The organism is Agrobacterium sp. P15N1-A (genome assembly GCF_044626815.1).
Lineage (GTDB): Bacteria > Pseudomonadota > Alphaproteobacteria > Rhizobiales > Rhizobiaceae > Agrobacterium > Agrobacterium leguminum.
Map to the genome: position 1 here is coordinate 1 of NZ_JBIUPF010000004.1, position 16539 is coordinate 16539.

Genomic DNA, 16539 nt, shown 5'->3' on the forward strand with positions numbered 1-16539 from the left:
TCTTCTGGAGCCCATTGGAAATATTCCGCCAGCCGAAGCCGAGGAGCGATATTACGCCATGCTGGACGAACCAGCCATGGCCGCATAACTTAAACCAAACAGCCTCCGGCAGACCCGGTGCGGTTCAAACAGTCGGAATGCGCTGTCTGTGGCTGTGATTGAGTTGACCAGCGAGTTGGACTCTCATTTTTGCGACTTCGACATACGCCTCCTTTCTGATCAGATCAAAGAAGAGTGCATCAAGCAGCATACGCCTGACGAAATGGGAAAGTATGGCAACTATGACGATTTTTCTTTGGGTAACTGCAATTCCTTGAATGTCCGCATCGAAAACTATTTGTCTTCACCGGAAATGCGGTGTCTTTTCTCTGACGACGGCGCTAACATATGCGATGAGATAAAGAAATTCATCGACGATCCTAATCGGCACGCACTTGTTCTATCCTTCGAGCATGTCAGCTTCAAATATAATACGCGCGAACTGTTGTTGAACACCCTAGGCCGATACTTGCTCGGCCTTGCTCGGCAAAATGTCTTTCAAAGGTGCCCTCTGGTCTGTTTCTTGGACGAGGCCCACCAGTTTATCGGTCGATCCATTGGTGACGATACGAACCATGTGACACTCGATGCCTTCGGTCTAATTGCGAAGGAAGGCCGGAAGTACGGGCTAACGACGACCATAGCCACACAGCGCCCCAGAGACGTTCCCTCGGACGTCCTGAGTCAACTCGGTACCTTATTCGTCCACCGCCTCACGAACGACCGCGACCGGGAGACTATCGAGCGTTCATGTGGAGAACTGGATCGCGACGCTGCGGCGTTTATTCCCTCACTAGCTCAAGGAGAAGTGATCATCGTTGGCCCAGAGCTTCCCGCACCACTCCCCGTCCTCGTTGATCGCCCCGAGAAAGGGCAGCAGCCGGAATCCCATGGTCCTCGTTACCAAGCATATTGGGGTACTTCCCCTGACAAAGAGGACGCCGGGATTTAGAACCGTGCGATATTTTTAGAACGTCACGCAACTAATCTTTGCGACATTACTTTCTTTGACGTGTGCTTCGGCATCACCGAGTAGAGCCTTGAGAATTGGTAAATAACTACAATCTTCCGATTGAACGATACTCAGTTTTTGAGAACCCAATGCCCCGCCACTCCTGGCTTTATGGCGAAACGTTCTTCGGGAGGCGTTGAGCTTTTGAGAATCTGGTGCATATCCATTAAAATCTCCCTCGCCTCCGAGACGTAACTGTGACCAAGTTCCAGCAAGCCTCCCTTCTCCACCTCAACGGTGTCCATCGAATCCATTAGAAACACTGGTGGTAAAAAACCAACGCGAGCGAACTGGTGCAGAATAGCGGACAGCTGTACCGCCTTATCTCTCGAACAAACGTAAGATGTGGTACTGCCAGAATTGCCAATCACATGTGCGCCGACATTTCGCATAGTATCTTGATCGACATCTGCAGCGGCAAAAATTAAGTGATTGAACCTCTTCAGTTTTTCTGGATTTGAAGACCCGATGATTTCGAGGGCCCCTGCTAAGCAGCGGCACCCCATGCTGTGAGCAAGGACATTAATCCTCCGCCCGCCAGCATTTTCAATGAAATCTAATAGGTATGATGCAAGATGATACTTGCTGGCCTCAACTGCCGCTTCGTCGGCCTGATACGCATGCACTTGGTCTCGTGATGGCCAACTGAAAAGATTTATCCCCCGCATCAAGCCTAGGTCATAACCGATCTGAGCGGCCCAAAGTACAGCTTGTTCGAACCCAACATTGTAACCGTGGATAACAACAGTTGGCGGCGTACTATTAAACAATTCCGAGAAATTCTTATGTACGAATTGCCAATATAAATCGCTGGTCAGGTAATATATCCGTCGAATTTGTAGTCGGTCGTCCCCCTTTAGCAACCGTTTCCAAAGTGGCGAACCTAACGACCCGACCTTGTGTGAACTTGGGACCAAAACCTGACAAGCGCCGTAGTGAAGCCTGCTATCTCTCTGTTCACCAAAAGTTACCCACTCACGCTCCCTAATAAGATTGCGGTTAGTCGCAAACGTGACCAGATAGGTCGGCTCTTTCTTCGGTGCTACCGTAGGCGTGTTAGCTTTGCGTGCCCCGAAAAACTCCTTGAAGCTGGCCTGAAGCCCGGAGTCCAGCCTAATAGGGGGTTCTTTTGAAATCTCTGCCCTCTGGCTGAGCGAGAGGCTGTCTGCCTCCGAAAAATCTGGAGCGAAATATGCGTCTCGCAGAATTGCATTTGTCCATTCAACATTTGGGAACCTAGCGTCCTGAAAGGAAGATTCTGCAGCAACAACGCCGTTGAGATTTGCGTTGTCGAAGGCTGCGCCATCGAAGCTACTAAGCGTGAGATCGGCATGGGAAAGGTCTGCTGATTTAAAATTTGCTTTCGAAAAATCCAAATCTATTAGCTTGGCGTTGCGGAGATTAGCTTCCGAAAAATCGTAACGAGAGAAGAAATTTGAATGCGGAGCGCTCAGAAACGCTTGGTCGAGAACTTCACGAAAGTCGACACTGGCCAGATCAGGCTTGAATTTCACTAGTTTTCGACGGCCGTTCCAAGCATCGCGGCCCTCTCTAAGCCATTCAACGTGATCAATATTTGCCATAGATGTCTCAGATAAATGGTGTTTGTTTTGGTCCGACGGGACGATGAAAGTTGTCGCAACTTAACGATGCATTCCTAAATGATCGGTTTCCCTGGATGCTTGCGTCGGCATTCTTTCCTCGAAAATACTCAATCAATTATGCGATCTGCCGCGTGAAGTAGTACACTGGTGGAGCAGCAGGCGGGGAATTTAATATCTCAGACAGGTCAACGCGCACCGGCGAGACCACCAGCCTGCAAATTCTCTTTGTAGAGGCCCATAAGCCGCCGTCTCTGACAGATTTTGCGCCAACCAAAATCTCAGGCGATTGTGGAAATGGAAGGAACAGAGAACACCGAATTTCCCTCGGATTCGCCCGTGAGGATATCAGCGTTCCGATTGGGCTGCGCCGGAATCAACCTCCGCCTCCGTTTGCTTTTGGAGGCCAAGGGTGTCGTCACCATCTGCCGAACGTTTAATTTACCGCAACACGAAAGAAGATGAAGTCGTCGTTGACGCTCGTGACCAACCTCTCTAAACCCCGCAGCCGGTGCTGGTTCGTTCCGGCGCGCCAGGGGATTTTCCGGAAGCCAGCCAGAACGAACACACCTTGCTTCCGCAGGCTGTAAAGCAGCGCCAGGAAGGAAAACGACATGTCGCTTTTTGATCGTGCAGGCATCGCCCTGCTAGCATTCGAAATCGTGTACTTCATGATCGCTCCGGCGATCTTGTCGTAAAACGAGATGTGCGGGGTACGGCAATACCCCGCACGTTCATCGGAAGTGAAACGACCGACTTTTTGATGATGCCAAGTTAAAGTTCGGCGGCATCAGTGTCAATTATCACGTCGGGAAAAATATCGCAGCGTTAGGCTCGACCTGATCAGACAGTTTTTATTAACCATATTTCCAACGCACAAACTTCCCCCGCTAGACTCGCGGTACCGCCCCTGACTATCTTCTGTCCCAGTTTCAAACACGGAGCCCCAAGATGATACGCATCGTCATTCTAGGAAAGACCTTCCTCAGCTCCATCTGACGTAAGGACATCGTGTCCTTTACCTCCGGATGGGCTGCCACCCATGTGCGCCCAGGAGGTATCTATGCGCCCATCAAAAAATGTTTTGCACCACGTGTTGGTGCGTCGTGCCATTCTGAACGAATTGCGCTCCGGTGCCGGAGAGGACATTCGCTCCCGATTTGAGGTGTTCCAGGACACCGGATCGGACGCGGATAAGCAGGCAATCGTCGGGATGCGTACGTCACGATGGTAAACAATCCCCAATCCCCCATTTTCATCGATGGCGAACCCCTGCTGTGGGTTGAACCGTTGCGCCACGAAGGCGTGCGTAACGTCACCCCCAAGCACCTGTTGAACACGAACGGTTCGAGCGTTTTCAATAATCGCGAGGTGCAGCACGAAAGCGGCACCGAGAAAAAGGTCGCTTCGGTGCTTAAGGCACGGCCCGGCGTTGTCGAGGTGCGCTCGCAGTTCATGACAGTTGAGTATCATGACGAGGAAGGCGTGCTTCACAAACACACCATCGACTATTGCGTCCGTGATAAACGCGGCCGTTGGGAGGCCGTTGCGGTCAAGCAGGAGAAGAAGAAGGCGGAAGTCGAGGCCGTCTTTAAGGGTATGTTGCCCGAGTATCGTGATCGCTTTCATAAACTGACGATCATGACCGAGCACGATGTTCCTTGGTGGGTCGTGCGCAATGCCGATAGCATCCTGTTTTATCGAGAATTGCACGACGACCATCATGTTCAAACTCTGCTGGATGAGCTTCAGCAGCGAGCCGAGGCTAAGGTGTGCTTCTACCAGATGTACACGTTGGGCATCGACCGGCCGTCCCGTACGGCCGCCATATGGCGGCTCATCGACCTTGGGTACCTAAAGCCCGAGCCAGGCCTCATCAATGAGCTGACCTGGTTCATGGTCGAAATCTAATCGCCCCCTAGCCCACAATCCATTCCATCCCAGCCCAGCCCAGCCACTTCGAGCACCTTTCGGAGCACGGCGAAGCTATGTCCAAGGAGGACACCATGACTGACAACTCTGACGCCAACGGCAAGCTTGAACTGCGCCCCGCTCCGGAAAGCACACCTTCAATCCCCCTCATGACGTCGAACGACCGTTTCGTCTATGAGGGCACCCCCCTCATCGCCATTTCGTACCGGGCGACGGATACGTTGTTCTTTCACGAGAGCGATCCAATGACGCACAAGCGCATCAAGCATACCGAAATCGAACTCGCAATCGATGAGGGTCGCGCGCAGTTTTACCCAGGTTTTTATACCGAGGCAGGTGTGAAGGCTTACGAGCGGTTCGGCAACAAAACCGTCGACGAGTTTAAACCCGACGGCGTTGCCATTGCTCGCTACCACGAATTCCTCGTCTTGAAACACCGTGCCTGGTGTGTCGAGGTCGGGCAGTATGTGCCCCGCAGCCTGAAACCAGCAGCGGAAATGCCTGGCGGGCGTTCCATGGAAGAGCTGTTGCTGAATTGGACCGTCGAGTATCAGCTGCTTCAGAAGGAAAAAAACGAAGAGACTGGGAAAGTACGAAAGAAACGTGCCGGTAAGAAGACCAACGGCTTTGAAGTGCCAACAGTACGCAGCTTCAACTCCTACGTTAGCAAATATGAAGGCTGTGGTGACGATGTGCGTGCGCTCATTCCCCAGCAGAAAGGTCCGAAACGCCGCCATTTGCAGGTCGAATGCGCCGAAAGCTATGCGATCTGGCGGCAGGCTGCTGCCGAATATGCTTCGAAACGCAAAGTGCCGATGTCGAAGGCACGGAAAATCGCGAACGCCCGCATCCACGAAGCCAACAAGGCGCGAACTGAAGACCAATCCAAACTGATCTTTGTCGAGCGTAAGCGCTTTGAGAATATGATTAAACAGCTGAGGGCTTTCGACGTTCTCGCTGCTCATGAAGGCGAGCCTTACGCTCATGCAGTCTACAAGCCGAAAATGGATTCTTACGACGTAGTTCGCCCCGGTGAGCGTGTCGAATTCGACGACTGGAATGTCGATTGCATTACCCTGATGAAAGAAACCGGCGTCTGGTTGCGTCTTCCTGCCAAATTTCAGACCGCCCTGGAAAAAGCCTCAGCAGACAAACCCCAGCGCATTTGGTTCGTGGGTGCAATTGACGCCGCGACCGCCATGCCTTTGGCGCTGAAGGCAACTCGAAAGCCTTGTGCTTCCGCCGTAGTCGAGGCCCTCGAAATGGTAATGTCGGATAAGACACACATTTCGAACCTCGTGGGTGCAAAGACCCCTTGGGCCGCAAAAGTGCGGCCGGAGAACGTGTTCACTGATAACGGGACGCCCTACATCGCTGATATCACACGTGACGCCTTCCTCATGAGCAGCGTGTCCCTGACTCGACCGCCAGCGGGTCAAGCATGGAAACGACCGTTCATCGAATCGCTGTTCAAGACATTTGCGAAAGACTTGATGTCGTATTTCGATGGTCGCACGTTTTCCAACGTTGTCGAACGTCGCGACTACGATTCCGTCGCTAATGCAACCCTAATCGTCGACGAGTTCATGGTGATCGTTTATCGCTGGCTTTGCGATGTGTTCATGAACACTCCCAGTGCCCGCCTGAACGGATTGACGCCCTATGAGGCGTGGGAACTGAAAAAGCGTACCTATCCGATGCGCCCAGTTCCTGGTCGACACGAAAAACGTCACATCTTCGGAGTGAAGAAGGACAAGATTATCCGCAGCGAAGGCATTTTCCTTCACGGCATTCCATACAACTCCGATGAACTCCAGTCGTACCGCCGTAAGCACGGTTCGAAGAAGCTCTTCCCCGTCCGCTTCCATCCTCGCGACCTGGAATCGATTTCCGTCCACACTGAGGACGGATGGTTGACGGTCGGAAATTGCATTGGAGTACCTCCGTATGTTTGCCTCGAAGAATGGTACTTGGCGAAAAAAGAACTTGAGCGGCTAAACGAAGAGCGATCAGCGCGCTCCGCGCCCACCATGTATGACGGCATCAACTGGGTACATGGCGTCGTAGATGCTGCTGCTCTGCGTGGTGGTATTTCCCCCCATATGCGCAGTGCCGAAGACATGTCTCGCGCCACTGCGAGGCTTTTCGAAGGCCGCGCCATCACGAAGGCAGAAGCTGGTGAGCTGGCACTTCTGGCAACTCCTGCTCCTCAGGCAACTCCTTTGCTTCAGGGGCGTGTTGGAGAGCTTCCTGCTGAAATCCTGGCCACGAAGACCCCGAAAAAGAAGGCTGTCGAGCCCGAGGTCCCCATCATCCCTGAGGTAGATGAGGCTGTTGCCGACATTGATGAGGACGACGAAGATTCCCAGCTCGGAGATTACAAGTAATGAGCGATTTCAGCAACATGTCCATTGAGGACCGCAAGCTCCATATGGAGCTGAAATACTACCTTCAGCTCAAAGACAGAGAGCTTGAGGACATGGTGACCGATCTCGTCAATAACGCGAAGCGCTGCGAGAGGGGAGGCGGATCGAAAGATCGTATTCTCTTCGTAATCGGAAACTCTGACACTGGCAAAAGTACCGCCCTCGCACGCCTCTTCAAACAAATGGAAGCGTTCCAGCCGTACGAAGATGAGTTCGGAAAGCGCGTGGTTCCATTGTTGAGCATAAGGTGTCCGCCCGACTGCTCACCCAAAAGCTTGGCCGACACCGTTTTGAACAAATGGAATCTGTACGCTAAAGCCAACCAGAATGCGGTTTCGCGATGGGCTATGATTGCCCGGCAACTGCAATTTAGAGGGATCAGGTACCTGCACTTCGATGAAATGCAACACGTGAATACAGGTGGGACTGAAGGCGCGATACTGCAGGTGCAAGATTTTGTGAAGGGCTTAACGGAGATTGACGATTGGCCGCTTCACTTGATCCTTTCCGGTACGCCCAAGATGAAACGCTTTATGGAGAGCGATGAGGTTGCCAATCGAGCGAAGGTCCAACGCTTCCATCTCGTGAAATTCACAAAGAAAAACGCGGAAGCTATCGGCAAGGTCGTGCGCCAAATCGTGGAAGACGACGCAGGGCTACAGATTGGGTGGACTGAGGAAGACGAGCTGATTGCCCGGCTGATCGTGGCGTCTAAGGGTGCATTTGGGACCATGATCAAGATTACCCAGAAAGCGTGTTTTCGCGTCCTGGATAGCGCCGGGACAAACGTGACCGTTGGGGACTTTGCCGCCGCCTACAAATCCCGTCGCGGGAACCTCGCAGCTGACAACCCATTCACGACTAGCGATTGGAGGAGCATCAATCCTTCGCACTCCCTGTCTGATATGGATTAGGCGGAAGGAGACTAAAAATGAGCAATTCTGGTCGACTTCCATATGCCGTGTTGCCCTTTGACGACGAGACGGCGGAGAGCTTTGTAGCGCGGTTGGTGTGGGCGAATGGCTTTCATTCTCTGGCAGAGTTTTGCGACTTTACCGGTACCCGCCAGGCCGGAATCATTGCAATGGATCGCGATGAACTCGCTGCGATAACTCGGTGGAGCGGCGTGTCGGAAGCACGCCTGCAGGCGTTCGCCATCAGGCGAGATGGCATCGTTGCTTTTGGTTCTGCGCAAGTGAAGCGTACACAGTTGAGGGCAACCCACCGCAGGTACTGTCCGCACTGCTTTTCGGACGACATTCGAAACGGGACAGGTCATCCTAGAACCCGCATTTACATGCGGGCAACTTGGCGTTTAAGCGTGATCTCTAGGTGCTCGCGACACGGAGTTCCGCTTGTCGATCTTCCCGAGGATTTTGACACTCTTGATCTGAAAGCCCTTACAGATATCAACGTGAAGGATGCAGTGGCATCTGGCGCATTGCCGCATGATCGGTACTTTTCAGAGCGACTGTTAGAACCACCTGCCACTTCTTATCTCGACACGCTGCCACTCTACGTTGCCGCTGAACTTTGCGCGGTTCTCGGAGGGCTTCATCACTTCGCGGCCGAAGGAAAGATTTCTGATCGCGTGCCGGGAGGCATGGCGAACCCCGAGTGTCTGGCGTCTGGATATGCAATCGCTGCTGACGGGCGAGAGGCCGTCTGGGATTTCCTGACGTCGTACGTCGTGAAGATGGTTGGTAAAGCTTCGAAATATTCGATGGTCTATTCGCTGCCATTGCGATGGCTGCGAGACGAAGCTCCCGACGGTGATTACGGCCCGATCAGGGAACTGTTTCAGGATCACGCCGAGAAACATCTTCCACTTGATAAGGGCGAGACGTTCTTGACCGTGACCAGCCGCAGACGGGTTCACACCGTGTATTCTGCAGCAAAGGAATACGGATTACCTGAAGATCGGGTTCGTGATGTCGTTATCAACCAGGGCGGTGAAAAAGCTGTCATCGCGACGTTCGGAAGCCGGAGCGTCGTTTTCCGCAAAGACGAGACCCACTCGTTGCTGATTGCTGCCGCTTCACAGCTGACAACAACGCAAGCCGCCGAACGCTTGGGATGCGCGATGACGCAAATGGAAGCGTTATTGCACGGGGGACATTTACAATTCTCAACGAATGGCGAGGGAACGGGGCGAGTATACCGATGGGTATCGGTTGACGAGATTCAGAGATTTCGTGACTGCATCGAGGCTCGTATTTCGCCCACCCCAACAGAAGGCGATCTCGTCCCCATACTGGTCACTACCAAAATTTGCCATCGAACGTTCGTTGAAATCGTCGCGCTCATTCTGGATGGCAAGCTGTCCTGTGTTAGAATGTCGGGACCAGTTTTTCGACTCGATAAGATCATGGTCGACCCGGTTGAGATTGACGAGCTTGCCGCTTCACGGTGCGGAGCAGAATTCCTTGATCGCGCAAGCGCCGCAGCTGCGTTGGGAACCCGTCGCGAAACCATCAATGATCTCTTCGATTTGGGCATTGTACCAACGACTGCGGTTCCGCACAGAAAGATCAGGAGCCACATTGTTGTGGTGCGTTCCGACGACTTGGAGGTTTTCTCGCGAGAGCACGTTTTGCTCGATGTGCTTGCGCGAGCACGCGGTGAAGCGGCGGTCTCTTTGCGGAAGAAACTTGAGAAATTGGGCATTTATCCCGCGTATGAAGGAAGTCCAAAGGCAAGTAAAATCTACCGTCGAAGTGACATCGAGCGTGCAGGACTTTGAAACGCCGCTTCCGCTGCATGTTATCACCCTCCGGGGCACTCCTTACCGGGAGCGCCCGAGATCGCAGTAAGCATTTCGCAACGGGTCACCTGTTCGGAGAGGCCCTCATGCAAATTGAGTCTAACTTCCAATTCCTAAAATGTAGGGCGTAAAGAGTTCTGGTAGCGCCAAAAATGGCAGCTATTGCTGTGCACGAAAACTCAATCGTCTCAACGCGTGTCGGAGATGCTTTCTCTGTCCGACTATGTCCCCACCAAATCCGGAATATCGCTATAACTGGCAGCACGCTTGATTGCTTTACAAACGCTGCTGAGAACAGGATTGGCGCGTTGCGCTCGCCGGAAAGCTTCCAATGTTCGTTTGTCTACAAGGGTTACGTCGGCATACGCGGAAAGACAGGCAAGATGTATGTCAATCAAATCGCTACCTTTTCGCTCAGGCAGTGGCGGGGCGTATTGTCTGAGCGACGATGAGATCACCCACGAGGGAACTCTCTCTTGGGACACCAAACGCTTTAGGTCGGTAAACGAGACATCCGCAGTGGCGGTTACGATCTTCATTTGCTGTAAAAAAAGACCTAGATCAAGAGCTTGGCCTACTGTCATATCCGTCGCGATGTCACTTTTTTCAACGCCCATCGCGGCCAAGCTTTGCATAACCAAATCGGCGGCATTGTCGGGTAGTCTTTGCCTAGTTTCAATGATCTTCCCAACGAAATCTCTGGCAACGGCTCCAGGATTTCTGATGCGTTTATCGCCATGCTTCGCTATATCGAACGCAAAGCTGCCTTCTATCACTTTAAGCTGACGTTCGAGGTCTTCCTGGCTACGCACTCTGCCGTTCAGGAGTTCACTAAGTGGTTTTGAGGAAAGATCAACGACATTACTGTGGGCGACAGCCACCAGGTTCCGAGAGTGCTCGGATCGTCTGATAAATTCTTCTCTGAGTAGCAGCCAATCATCTGGAGAAGGACCAAGAAGTTCCTCACCAGTCCCCACCCGAACGAGAGTACGCGAAGCCAGATCGCGAACCCTACCGATGCTCGCCTTGGGCTCGGAAAAGGCGGCCAAGGCCTCGGCACGCATGATAGAAGTTATGCTCGATGGGCCCGGTGTCACCGTTCCATCGGATATCCACGCCACAAAAGGCAGTGAGTGGAGAAATCGGAGCCGCCATAAAACCGTATTCTCGTCATTGTGGACACAGAGTTCCTCGATGTGATGCATCGATATCAAAATCAACGTGCCGCTGTGCATAAGCCAGTCTGAAAATTTTTTGGCTCTGTTCCGCTCGCTTTCTTTTGTCGATAGCGCTTCTCTGATCCAATGGGTTAAGTGAGATGTATCAAGTGAAATAAAAGAGGGTTTTATCACGGGCATCAACGCTTTCGCTCACTTGAAGATTCGGCACATTAATAGGGGTAATTCGGCCGATTAAAATTTCGATGCAACTGCTACGACAAATTCCCCGCAATTGCTTTTGAATTTCTACTTTTGCCTGTGGATCGAACCATGAACAAGCTTTTCTTATAGACCGTTTTATTTCAGTTTGGTGACGCAGACATGGTAGGGAGCAAGCTTCAGCATGGGTGTCGCCGAGAACTTTCGCGCATTCCGAGATAAATACCTAATTCCAAAAGATACCGTCAGCTCGATTTCTTATCGATACAAACGTATTACGAGGCAGTTGAACAAGGATTTCTGGGACACGGAATCCGAAGCAGCACACAGCTTATATGTCGGCTCTTATGGAAGAGATACCGCCGCGAAGGGCGTTAGTGACCTCGACGTCTCATTTACCCTGCCGAACCACATGTATCATTCATACAACGGTTACAAGGGTAACGGGCAGTCTGCGCTTCTACAGGCGGTGCGCCAATCCATCATGAAAACTTACCGCTCGACGGATGTGGGTGGTGACGGGCAGGTTTGCGTTATCAAATTTGATGACGGCATCACGTTCGAAATCCTTCCTGTATTCGTTAACACCTCAAATACCTTTACTTTTGCGGATTCTAACGGTGGGGGAAGCTGGCGGGCTTGTGACCCACGTTCAGAGATGCAGGTATTTCTCGCGCGCAATCGGGAAACAAATGGTAATCTGAAAGCTGTTGGCAGAATGATGCGAATCTGGAAACGTCATAATGCTGTCCCCATAAGCGGCATGCTGATCGACACGCTCGCCTACAACTTCATTGGCTCTTGGCAATATCGAGACAAATCATACCTTTATCATGATTTTCTTGCGAGAGACTTCTTGCATTATATGTCGACACGCGATGTAAATCAGGAATACTGGTCTGCTCCCGGTAGTGGCTCTCGCGTCTATCGCAATGGTAATTTCCAAAAGCACGCCTTCACAGCATACCAGAACGCACTTAAGGCTATTCAGAATGAAACCGACAATCAGTTCTGGGCAAGAACCCAAGCTTGGCAATCAATCTTCGGCAGCACCTATCCAGGCTAGCATCGCGGATAATCCGGGAGCGTTGGAAAGTCAGATACGGGAGTGCTTTGGCCGCGTAGTTTATGCGCACAAGACACATGAAAAGGACGGCGATCTTTGTGCACATACACTTCGCAGGCTTAAACTGCTTCAGATTATCGTGTCGTCGATCACCGCGTCAGGTACTTTGGCGGTCCTTCTGGCGGACGAACTTTGGATTAAACTGGGCACCGCCCTCGTCTCTTTATTAGGACTCTTCATAACAGGATATATGAAGGGATTTGACCCAGGTGCGGCGGCTCAAAAACACCGCGACACCGCAGCAGACCTTTGGATCATACGCGAAAGTTATCTCTCCTTGCTTACTGACATGGCTTCAGGTGCAACCCCTTTGACCCAGGCGACAGACAGGCGCGATCAACTGCAATCGGCTCTTGCAGCAATTTACAAGTCTGCCCCGCATACGACTCCCAAGGGTTACCTAAAAGCACAGGAAGCACTTCAGAAGCTTGAAGATTACACATTCAATGACGGCGAAATCGATAAATTTCTGCCACCTAATCTTAAAAAGACCGGTACGTAGCGAGTTTGGGAGGAAAGTTATCGTGTACCCTTCGCACGATCCCTTAGACATTAGAACACAAGAAATTGAAGATAACGACACGCTGCTAGGACAGCGAAATACCCCTCTGCCAAAACAATACGTGTAAAGTGCGCGCCATCCGACGCCGATACACTTTTCTGAATCTCCCGGTGGGCTATCTGCGTCTTCGAGCTAGTCGGAGATTTCCTTGAGCGTGAAGGAATAATTCCATCTTGAGCAACTCGGACTAACCTAGCACTCGTGGTGAGGCTGTTCAGGTTGCCAAATAGAGCAATTTCGGCGTATTTGCGGTGTGAATAAACTATACCTTATTGATGATCGAGGAGGTATCATGTTCTCAAAGAAGACAGTTTTTTTCTTGGGCGCTGGCGCGGGACATGATTACAATATGCCGCTCGGTAAAGGTCTCAAAGACTCAATCGCATCTAAGCTCAAAGCGGACCCAGACGAGCTGTGGCCCACCCTCGTAAACCCTTTGGGCCTTGCCAGCCACGAAAACGCTCATTCGTATCGGGAAATAAAGCAGCTCATTGCTTCCAACATGGACAAAGCAGAGTCCATTGACAATTTCCTACACACGCACTCAGAAAACCCAACTTTGGTGACCGTCGGCAAGGTAGCCATCGCTGCCTGCATTCTTGATGCTGAGCGCTACAGTAACATGATGCCTGTCGTGCCGAGGGAAACTGATGCCTATATTTTCTCGTTCAGGAGCGAAACCGAAAATTGGTTATCACGGTTTTGCACAATGGCATTTACAGGGCTCGTCGCTAGCGATGCCCACACGGCGTTCAACAACGTGACGATTGTTACGTTTAATTATGACCGATGCATCGAGCAATATATCGTAGGGCATATTGAATCCTACCTAGGCATCAGCGAGAGAGCTGCCCAAGACATTGTCAGCTCCCTGAATATTATCCACGTTTATGGAAAGGTCGGGAAGTTGCCATGGCAATCGGGGCCAGAGCCAGACATCCCTTTTGGGAAAAAGCCCGCTCCCGAACAACTGCTCGTGGTTAGTCAGGGAATCCGGACATTTACTGAACGAGTCGAAGAGGACGATACCCAGCAACGAATTGAGGCCAAACTCGCAGAAGCAGAAATTGTGGTTTTCTCTGGCTTTTCGTTCGGTTCATCGAACTGGGAATTTTTGCAGAATTCCACGCCAGGACCACGCAAGATGGCTATTGCGGGAATGATGGGTATCAGCTCTCCTAATCAGGTAAATATTCAAAACCGTCTCACCTCGTACCTCCATCCTGCTGCTGATGTTTATATCGAACCATACGATGGAGGCTGCCTTGAGTTGCTATACGACTACTCCTCCTATTTTGAGTGATTGCCGCTGAAGAGAGGAATGAGAACGTCGGAACAGCTGTTAACGATTTCGGCTCGATATCAATTGGAGCATCAATTTCGAATAAGCTAGTGATTTCAACAAAGCGGCTACGCTAGGGAAAATCGTTAAGGGCCGCACCACCAATCCTAACGCCGTCCGCAAATTTAAAAAATTTTACTGCAACGGATTAGCAAGCATCCAAAAATTTAAAGAATTTCTATGTTAAAGGACATGATAATTATTCCCAAATGCGACACACACTTTCTCTAACGTATGCTTATCAGGTGCCGAGTCTGCAATCAGAAGGTCTCGTTGTAGGCGAAGCGCTATAGCATGTTTATATAACTTCTTACTGGTGCGCTTATCGAACACGTTGATTACGGGGATGTGGTAGAGTTGCCCAATCTGATCCAAATCTTCAATTTCCAAATCGTGAACAGTGACACCGTATGCACTGAGTTTTTGATAAGCCTCAGGATCATAACGGTGCAAATCGTCTGCTTCCGGCTGAGCAAGCCCAAGCGGCGTATGAGCAAGACATTTGTGTGAACACTGTCCAGAACTATCTATGGATGACGCAGTTTCTTCAGCGACCGTTATTTCAAGTATTGATGCCATCTATTTTATGCTCTTCATAAATCTTCTTTGCAGCGCAGACTTCAACAAGACCCTCAATTCTTTTCTTTGATAGCCCTGTATTTTCAAATATTTCGTATTTCGACGTTACCCCTTTTTCCAATGCGAGTACTAGAACCATGGTGGCCCGCGCACCTAAATGAGCTAAATCAATAACTCCGGGCTTAGGGCCCGTTTTGGGTCCATATGACTGCGGCTTCTCAGCATCGGGAAAGTTCTTTTTGGAGAATCCGGATAAGAATTGAGAGGTGTAAGATCCTTTAACAAACCCCAAACGGCTGAGGCGCACCATCATCGCGCTAACACTGCACTTAAATATCTCTGACAGCTTTATTGCGCTTCTTTTCGAAAAATCGTAATCTGCAAAAGAATATCTTCCATTACCTATCTCCTCGAGTAGATCCTCCCTAGGTATTATAAGAGACGCAGCAAACTCATTTGCATAAGCCTCAACCTCATTATCATATTCATAATTGTTGCTAATAGCCGACCTTTTACCAAATATGTGTGATAGCTCGTGCGCGAGCGTAAAGCATTTTGCCGCGGCGTTTCGATTTCCCGAATTCACAAAAATCATATTAGAAGTAAAGTTCTCATGATAAAGCGCAAAACCATCTATGCCAAGAGATATATTGTGATCTTGGATTACATATACACCGAGACTCTCAATTGATTTTCTAAATTTTCGGTAGAAATCATTTTTATCTTGTGCAGATTCGCGTATTTCTTTCAGCCCAATCAAGCCTTCAACTGACTTCGCAAATTGCTCTGGATTCTCATCAGCCTCGGCAGAGTAGATTTTGTCGGGCGCATCCAAGTCTAACCGAGTGTAAAGCAGAGAAAGAAAATCCTGAAGATGGAATAGGTATTCAAATTTACTAGAATCCTTTCCATATTGTAGAGATACGGGTTTAGACGCCCGAAAATCGATTATTTTCGAAGGCGGAAGTTTAAAGTTTTCTACAAAGAAAGCGTATGGAGGCACAGCTAGACGTTCAGCGAGCTTCAATATTTGATTTTTCGTGGGAGTGTTCTCACCCTCAAAAGTCTGCATAAGTTTTTTTAAACTCATGCCCGCTATGCTCGCGGCCTGATCATTCGACAAGCCACGCTCATTAATTACGCCTTTAAAGGTTGCAGGACTAAATGGCATTTTCTACCGCTGATGTATCGCTAATTACCATGCAAAACATCCTCTCAACAAGCGTAGGGGTTGCGTTTGCGTATCCGATTCTATCTCAGATAATAGACATTAAAAATGAGAAAATCTTAAAAGAATGCGACAGGGTCATAAAAATCATCCATACGAAAGGTGACCAGATAGGCTTTTTGGATTTAGCTAGCGATCAAATCGAATTCAAGCATTATGCATTTCGGTCTTCCAAGGTTGCGAGTTACCTAACCGGCTTCTCGGCTCTGGTGGGCACAATAGCATTTTTTGTTCTTTTTCTATCTACGATCAATCAGAAGCTCAGTCTTTCATTTGTGGAGGCCACTTTGTTTAGCTTGCTTCTTTCAAGTCCGTTTTTCTTGGCAGGATTGCAATTAATAAGGTGGTGGGATGGCTATGCGAAATTCTCTACAGCAATTGGGTACTACCGTGGAGACAATATGTAACCTGCCAGAATATAATTATTCAAAATTAGAATTATTAAAATAGCGATCGGTAAGCGCTTGAAAAGTCTCTAATTTCATTGTTAATTCGGGCGCATCAAAAAAATTTTGATGGCGATATAAAACGTAGCCACTCACGAAACTT

The 16539-nt window shown here is 50.2% G+C and carries 14 protein-coding genes; 9 read left to right on the forward strand and 5 right to left on the reverse strand.

Features of this window, described 5'->3' with window-relative positions; translation table 11 throughout:
• Positions 1-148: 148 nt before the first annotated feature.
• Entirely contained in the window at positions 149-991 is an 843-nt protein-coding gene (locus ACIK7D_RS15070) for an ATP-binding protein (RefSeq protein WP_400156687.1), read from the forward strand.
• Between the two features lie 131 nt (positions 992-1122).
• Here ACIK7D_RS15070 and ACIK7D_RS15075 read toward each other — a convergent pair whose 3' ends face one another.
• Both ACIK7D_RS15075 and ACIK7D_RS15080 read right to left on the reverse strand, forming a co-directional pair.
• The gene (locus ACIK7D_RS15075; RefSeq protein ID WP_400156688.1) at positions 1123-2634 is read right to left on the reverse strand and encodes an alpha/beta hydrolase; all 1512 of its coding nucleotides are present in this window, start codon (positions 2632-2634) and stop codon (positions 1123-1125) included.
• Positions 2635-3088: 454 nt separating this feature from the next.
• Complete coding sequence (locus ACIK7D_RS15080) at positions 3089-3325, reverse strand: hypothetical protein (protein WP_149742887.1); 237 nt, start codon at positions 3323-3325, stop codon at positions 3089-3091.
• A 554-nt stretch (positions 3326-3879) separates the two neighbouring features.
• Here ACIK7D_RS15080 and ACIK7D_RS15085 point away from each other — a divergent pair.
• The 4 genes from ACIK7D_RS15085 to ACIK7D_RS15100 all read left to right on the forward strand — a co-directional run bounded on the left by ACIK7D_RS15085 (position 3880) and on the right by ACIK7D_RS15100 (position 9753).
• Positions 3880-4563 carry a hypothetical protein gene (locus ACIK7D_RS15085; protein WP_149742888.1) on the forward strand — a complete coding sequence of 228 codons (684 nt, stop codon included), beginning with the start codon at positions 3880-3882 and terminating at the stop codon, positions 4561-4563.
• A 95-nt stretch (positions 4564-4658) separates the two neighbouring features.
• Positions 4659-6971, forward strand: a complete 2313-nt coding sequence (locus tag ACIK7D_RS15090; protein WP_400156689.1) for a Mu transposase C-terminal domain-containing protein — start codon at positions 4659-4661, stop codon at positions 6969-6971.
• The gene (locus ACIK7D_RS15095; RefSeq protein WP_149742890.1) at positions 6971-7924 is read left to right on the forward strand and encodes an ATP-binding protein; all 954 of its coding nucleotides are present in this window, start codon (positions 6971-6973) and stop codon (positions 7922-7924) included. The genes ACIK7D_RS15090 and ACIK7D_RS15095 overlap by 1 nt, the downstream gene beginning before the upstream one ends.
• Positions 7925-7941: 17 nt before the next feature.
• Positions 7942-9753, forward strand: coding sequence for a TniQ family protein (locus tag ACIK7D_RS15100; protein WP_400156690.1), 1812 nt, complete (start codon positions 7942-7944; stop codon positions 9751-9753).
• A 242-nt stretch (positions 9754-9995) separates the two neighbouring features.
• Here the strand turns inward: ACIK7D_RS15100 and ACIK7D_RS15105 are convergent, their stop codons facing one another.
• Positions 9996-11132 (reverse strand): hypothetical protein, encoded by a 1137-nt coding sequence (locus tag ACIK7D_RS15105; RefSeq protein ID WP_400156691.1) that lies wholly within the window; start codon positions 11130-11132, stop codon positions 9996-9998.
• Positions 11133-11337: 205 nt separating this feature from the next.
• On the opposite strand from ACIK7D_RS15105, the gene ACIK7D_RS15110 reads away from it, so the two are divergent.
• The 3 genes from ACIK7D_RS15110 to ACIK7D_RS15120 all read left to right on the forward strand — a co-directional run bounded on the left by ACIK7D_RS15110 (position 11338) and on the right by ACIK7D_RS15120 (position 14144).
• A complete protein-coding gene (locus ACIK7D_RS15110) occupies positions 11338-12219 on the forward strand; it encodes a nucleotidyltransferase (RefSeq protein WP_142844746.1) in 882 nt (293 codons plus the stop codon).
• Positions 12146-12781, forward strand: a complete 636-nt coding sequence (locus tag ACIK7D_RS15115) for an SLATT domain-containing protein (protein WP_400156692.1) — start codon at positions 12146-12148, stop codon at positions 12779-12781. The genes ACIK7D_RS15110 and ACIK7D_RS15115 overlap by 74 nt, the downstream gene beginning before the upstream one ends.
• Positions 12782-13133: 352 nt before the next feature.
• Complete coding sequence (locus ACIK7D_RS15120) at positions 13134-14144, forward strand: hypothetical protein (protein WP_400156693.1); 1011 nt, start codon at positions 13134-13136, stop codon at positions 14142-14144.
• A 222-nt stretch (positions 14145-14366) separates the two neighbouring features.
• On the opposite strand, the gene ACIK7D_RS15125 is transcribed toward ACIK7D_RS15120, so the two are convergent.
• Both ACIK7D_RS15125 and ACIK7D_RS15130 read right to left on the reverse strand, forming a co-directional pair.
• Entirely contained in the window at positions 14367-14762 is a 396-nt protein-coding gene (locus tag ACIK7D_RS15125; protein ID WP_400156694.1) for a hypothetical protein, read from the reverse strand.
• Positions 14746-15933, reverse strand: a complete 1188-nt coding sequence (locus ACIK7D_RS15130) for an ImmA/IrrE family metallo-endopeptidase (protein ID WP_400156695.1) — start codon at positions 15931-15933, stop codon at positions 14746-14748. Before ACIK7D_RS15130 ends, ACIK7D_RS15125 begins: the two co-directional genes overlap by 17 nt.
• Here ACIK7D_RS15130 and ACIK7D_RS15135 point away from each other — a divergent pair.
• Positions 15927-16397 (forward strand): hypothetical protein, encoded by a 471-nt coding sequence (locus tag ACIK7D_RS15135; protein ID WP_400156696.1) that lies wholly within the window; start codon positions 15927-15929, stop codon positions 16395-16397. The genes ACIK7D_RS15130 and ACIK7D_RS15135 overlap by 7 nt on opposite strands.
• Positions 16398-16539: the final 142 nt, after the last annotated feature.

Bases quoted from the DNA above. Each gene is read 5' to 3' on its own strand.
- ACIK7D_RS15075 (WP_400156688.1), bottom strand. From the start codon at position 2,634: ATGGCAAATATTGATCACGTTGAATGGCTTAGAGAGGGCCGCGATGCT.
- ACIK7D_RS15080 (WP_149742887.1), bottom strand. From the start codon at position 3,325: ATGAAGTACACGATTTCGAATGCTAGCAGGGCGATGCCTGCACGATCA.
- ACIK7D_RS15085 (WP_149742888.1), top strand. From the start codon at position 3,880: ATGGTAAACAATCCCCAATCCCCCATTTTCATCGATGGCGAACCCCTG.
- ACIK7D_RS15090 (WP_400156689.1), top strand. From the start codon at position 4,659: ATGACTGACAACTCTGACGCCAACGGCAAGCTTGAACTGCGCCCCGCT.
- ACIK7D_RS15095 (WP_149742890.1), top strand. From the start codon at position 6,971: ATGAGCGATTTCAGCAACATGTCCATTGAGGACCGCAAGCTCCATATG.
- ACIK7D_RS15100 (WP_400156690.1), top strand. From the start codon at position 7,942: ATGAGCAATTCTGGTCGACTTCCATATGCCGTGTTGCCCTTTGACGAC.
- ACIK7D_RS15105 (WP_400156691.1), bottom strand. From the start codon at position 11,132: ATGCCCGTGATAAAACCCTCTTTTATTTCACTTGATACATCTCACTTA.
- ACIK7D_RS15110 (WP_142844746.1), top strand. From the start codon at position 11,338: ATGGGTGTCGCCGAGAACTTTCGCGCATTCCGAGATAAATACCTAATT.
- ACIK7D_RS15115 (WP_400156692.1), top strand. From the start codon at position 12,146: ATGAAACCGACAATCAGTTCTGGGCAAGAACCCAAGCTTGGCAATCAA.
- ACIK7D_RS15120 (WP_400156693.1), top strand. From the start codon at position 13,134: ATGTTCTCAAAGAAGACAGTTTTTTTCTTGGGCGCTGGCGCGGGACAT.
- ACIK7D_RS15125 (WP_400156694.1), bottom strand. From the start codon at position 14,762: ATGGCATCAATACTTGAAATAACGGTCGCTGAAGAAACTGCGTCATCC.
- ACIK7D_RS15135 (WP_400156696.1), top strand. From the start codon at position 15,927: ATGGCATTTTCTACCGCTGATGTATCGCTAATTACCATGCAAAACATC.
- ACIK7D_RS15130 (WP_400156695.1), bottom strand. From the start codon at position 15,933: ATGCCATTTAGTCCTGCAACCTTTAAAGGCGTAATTAATGAGCGTGGC.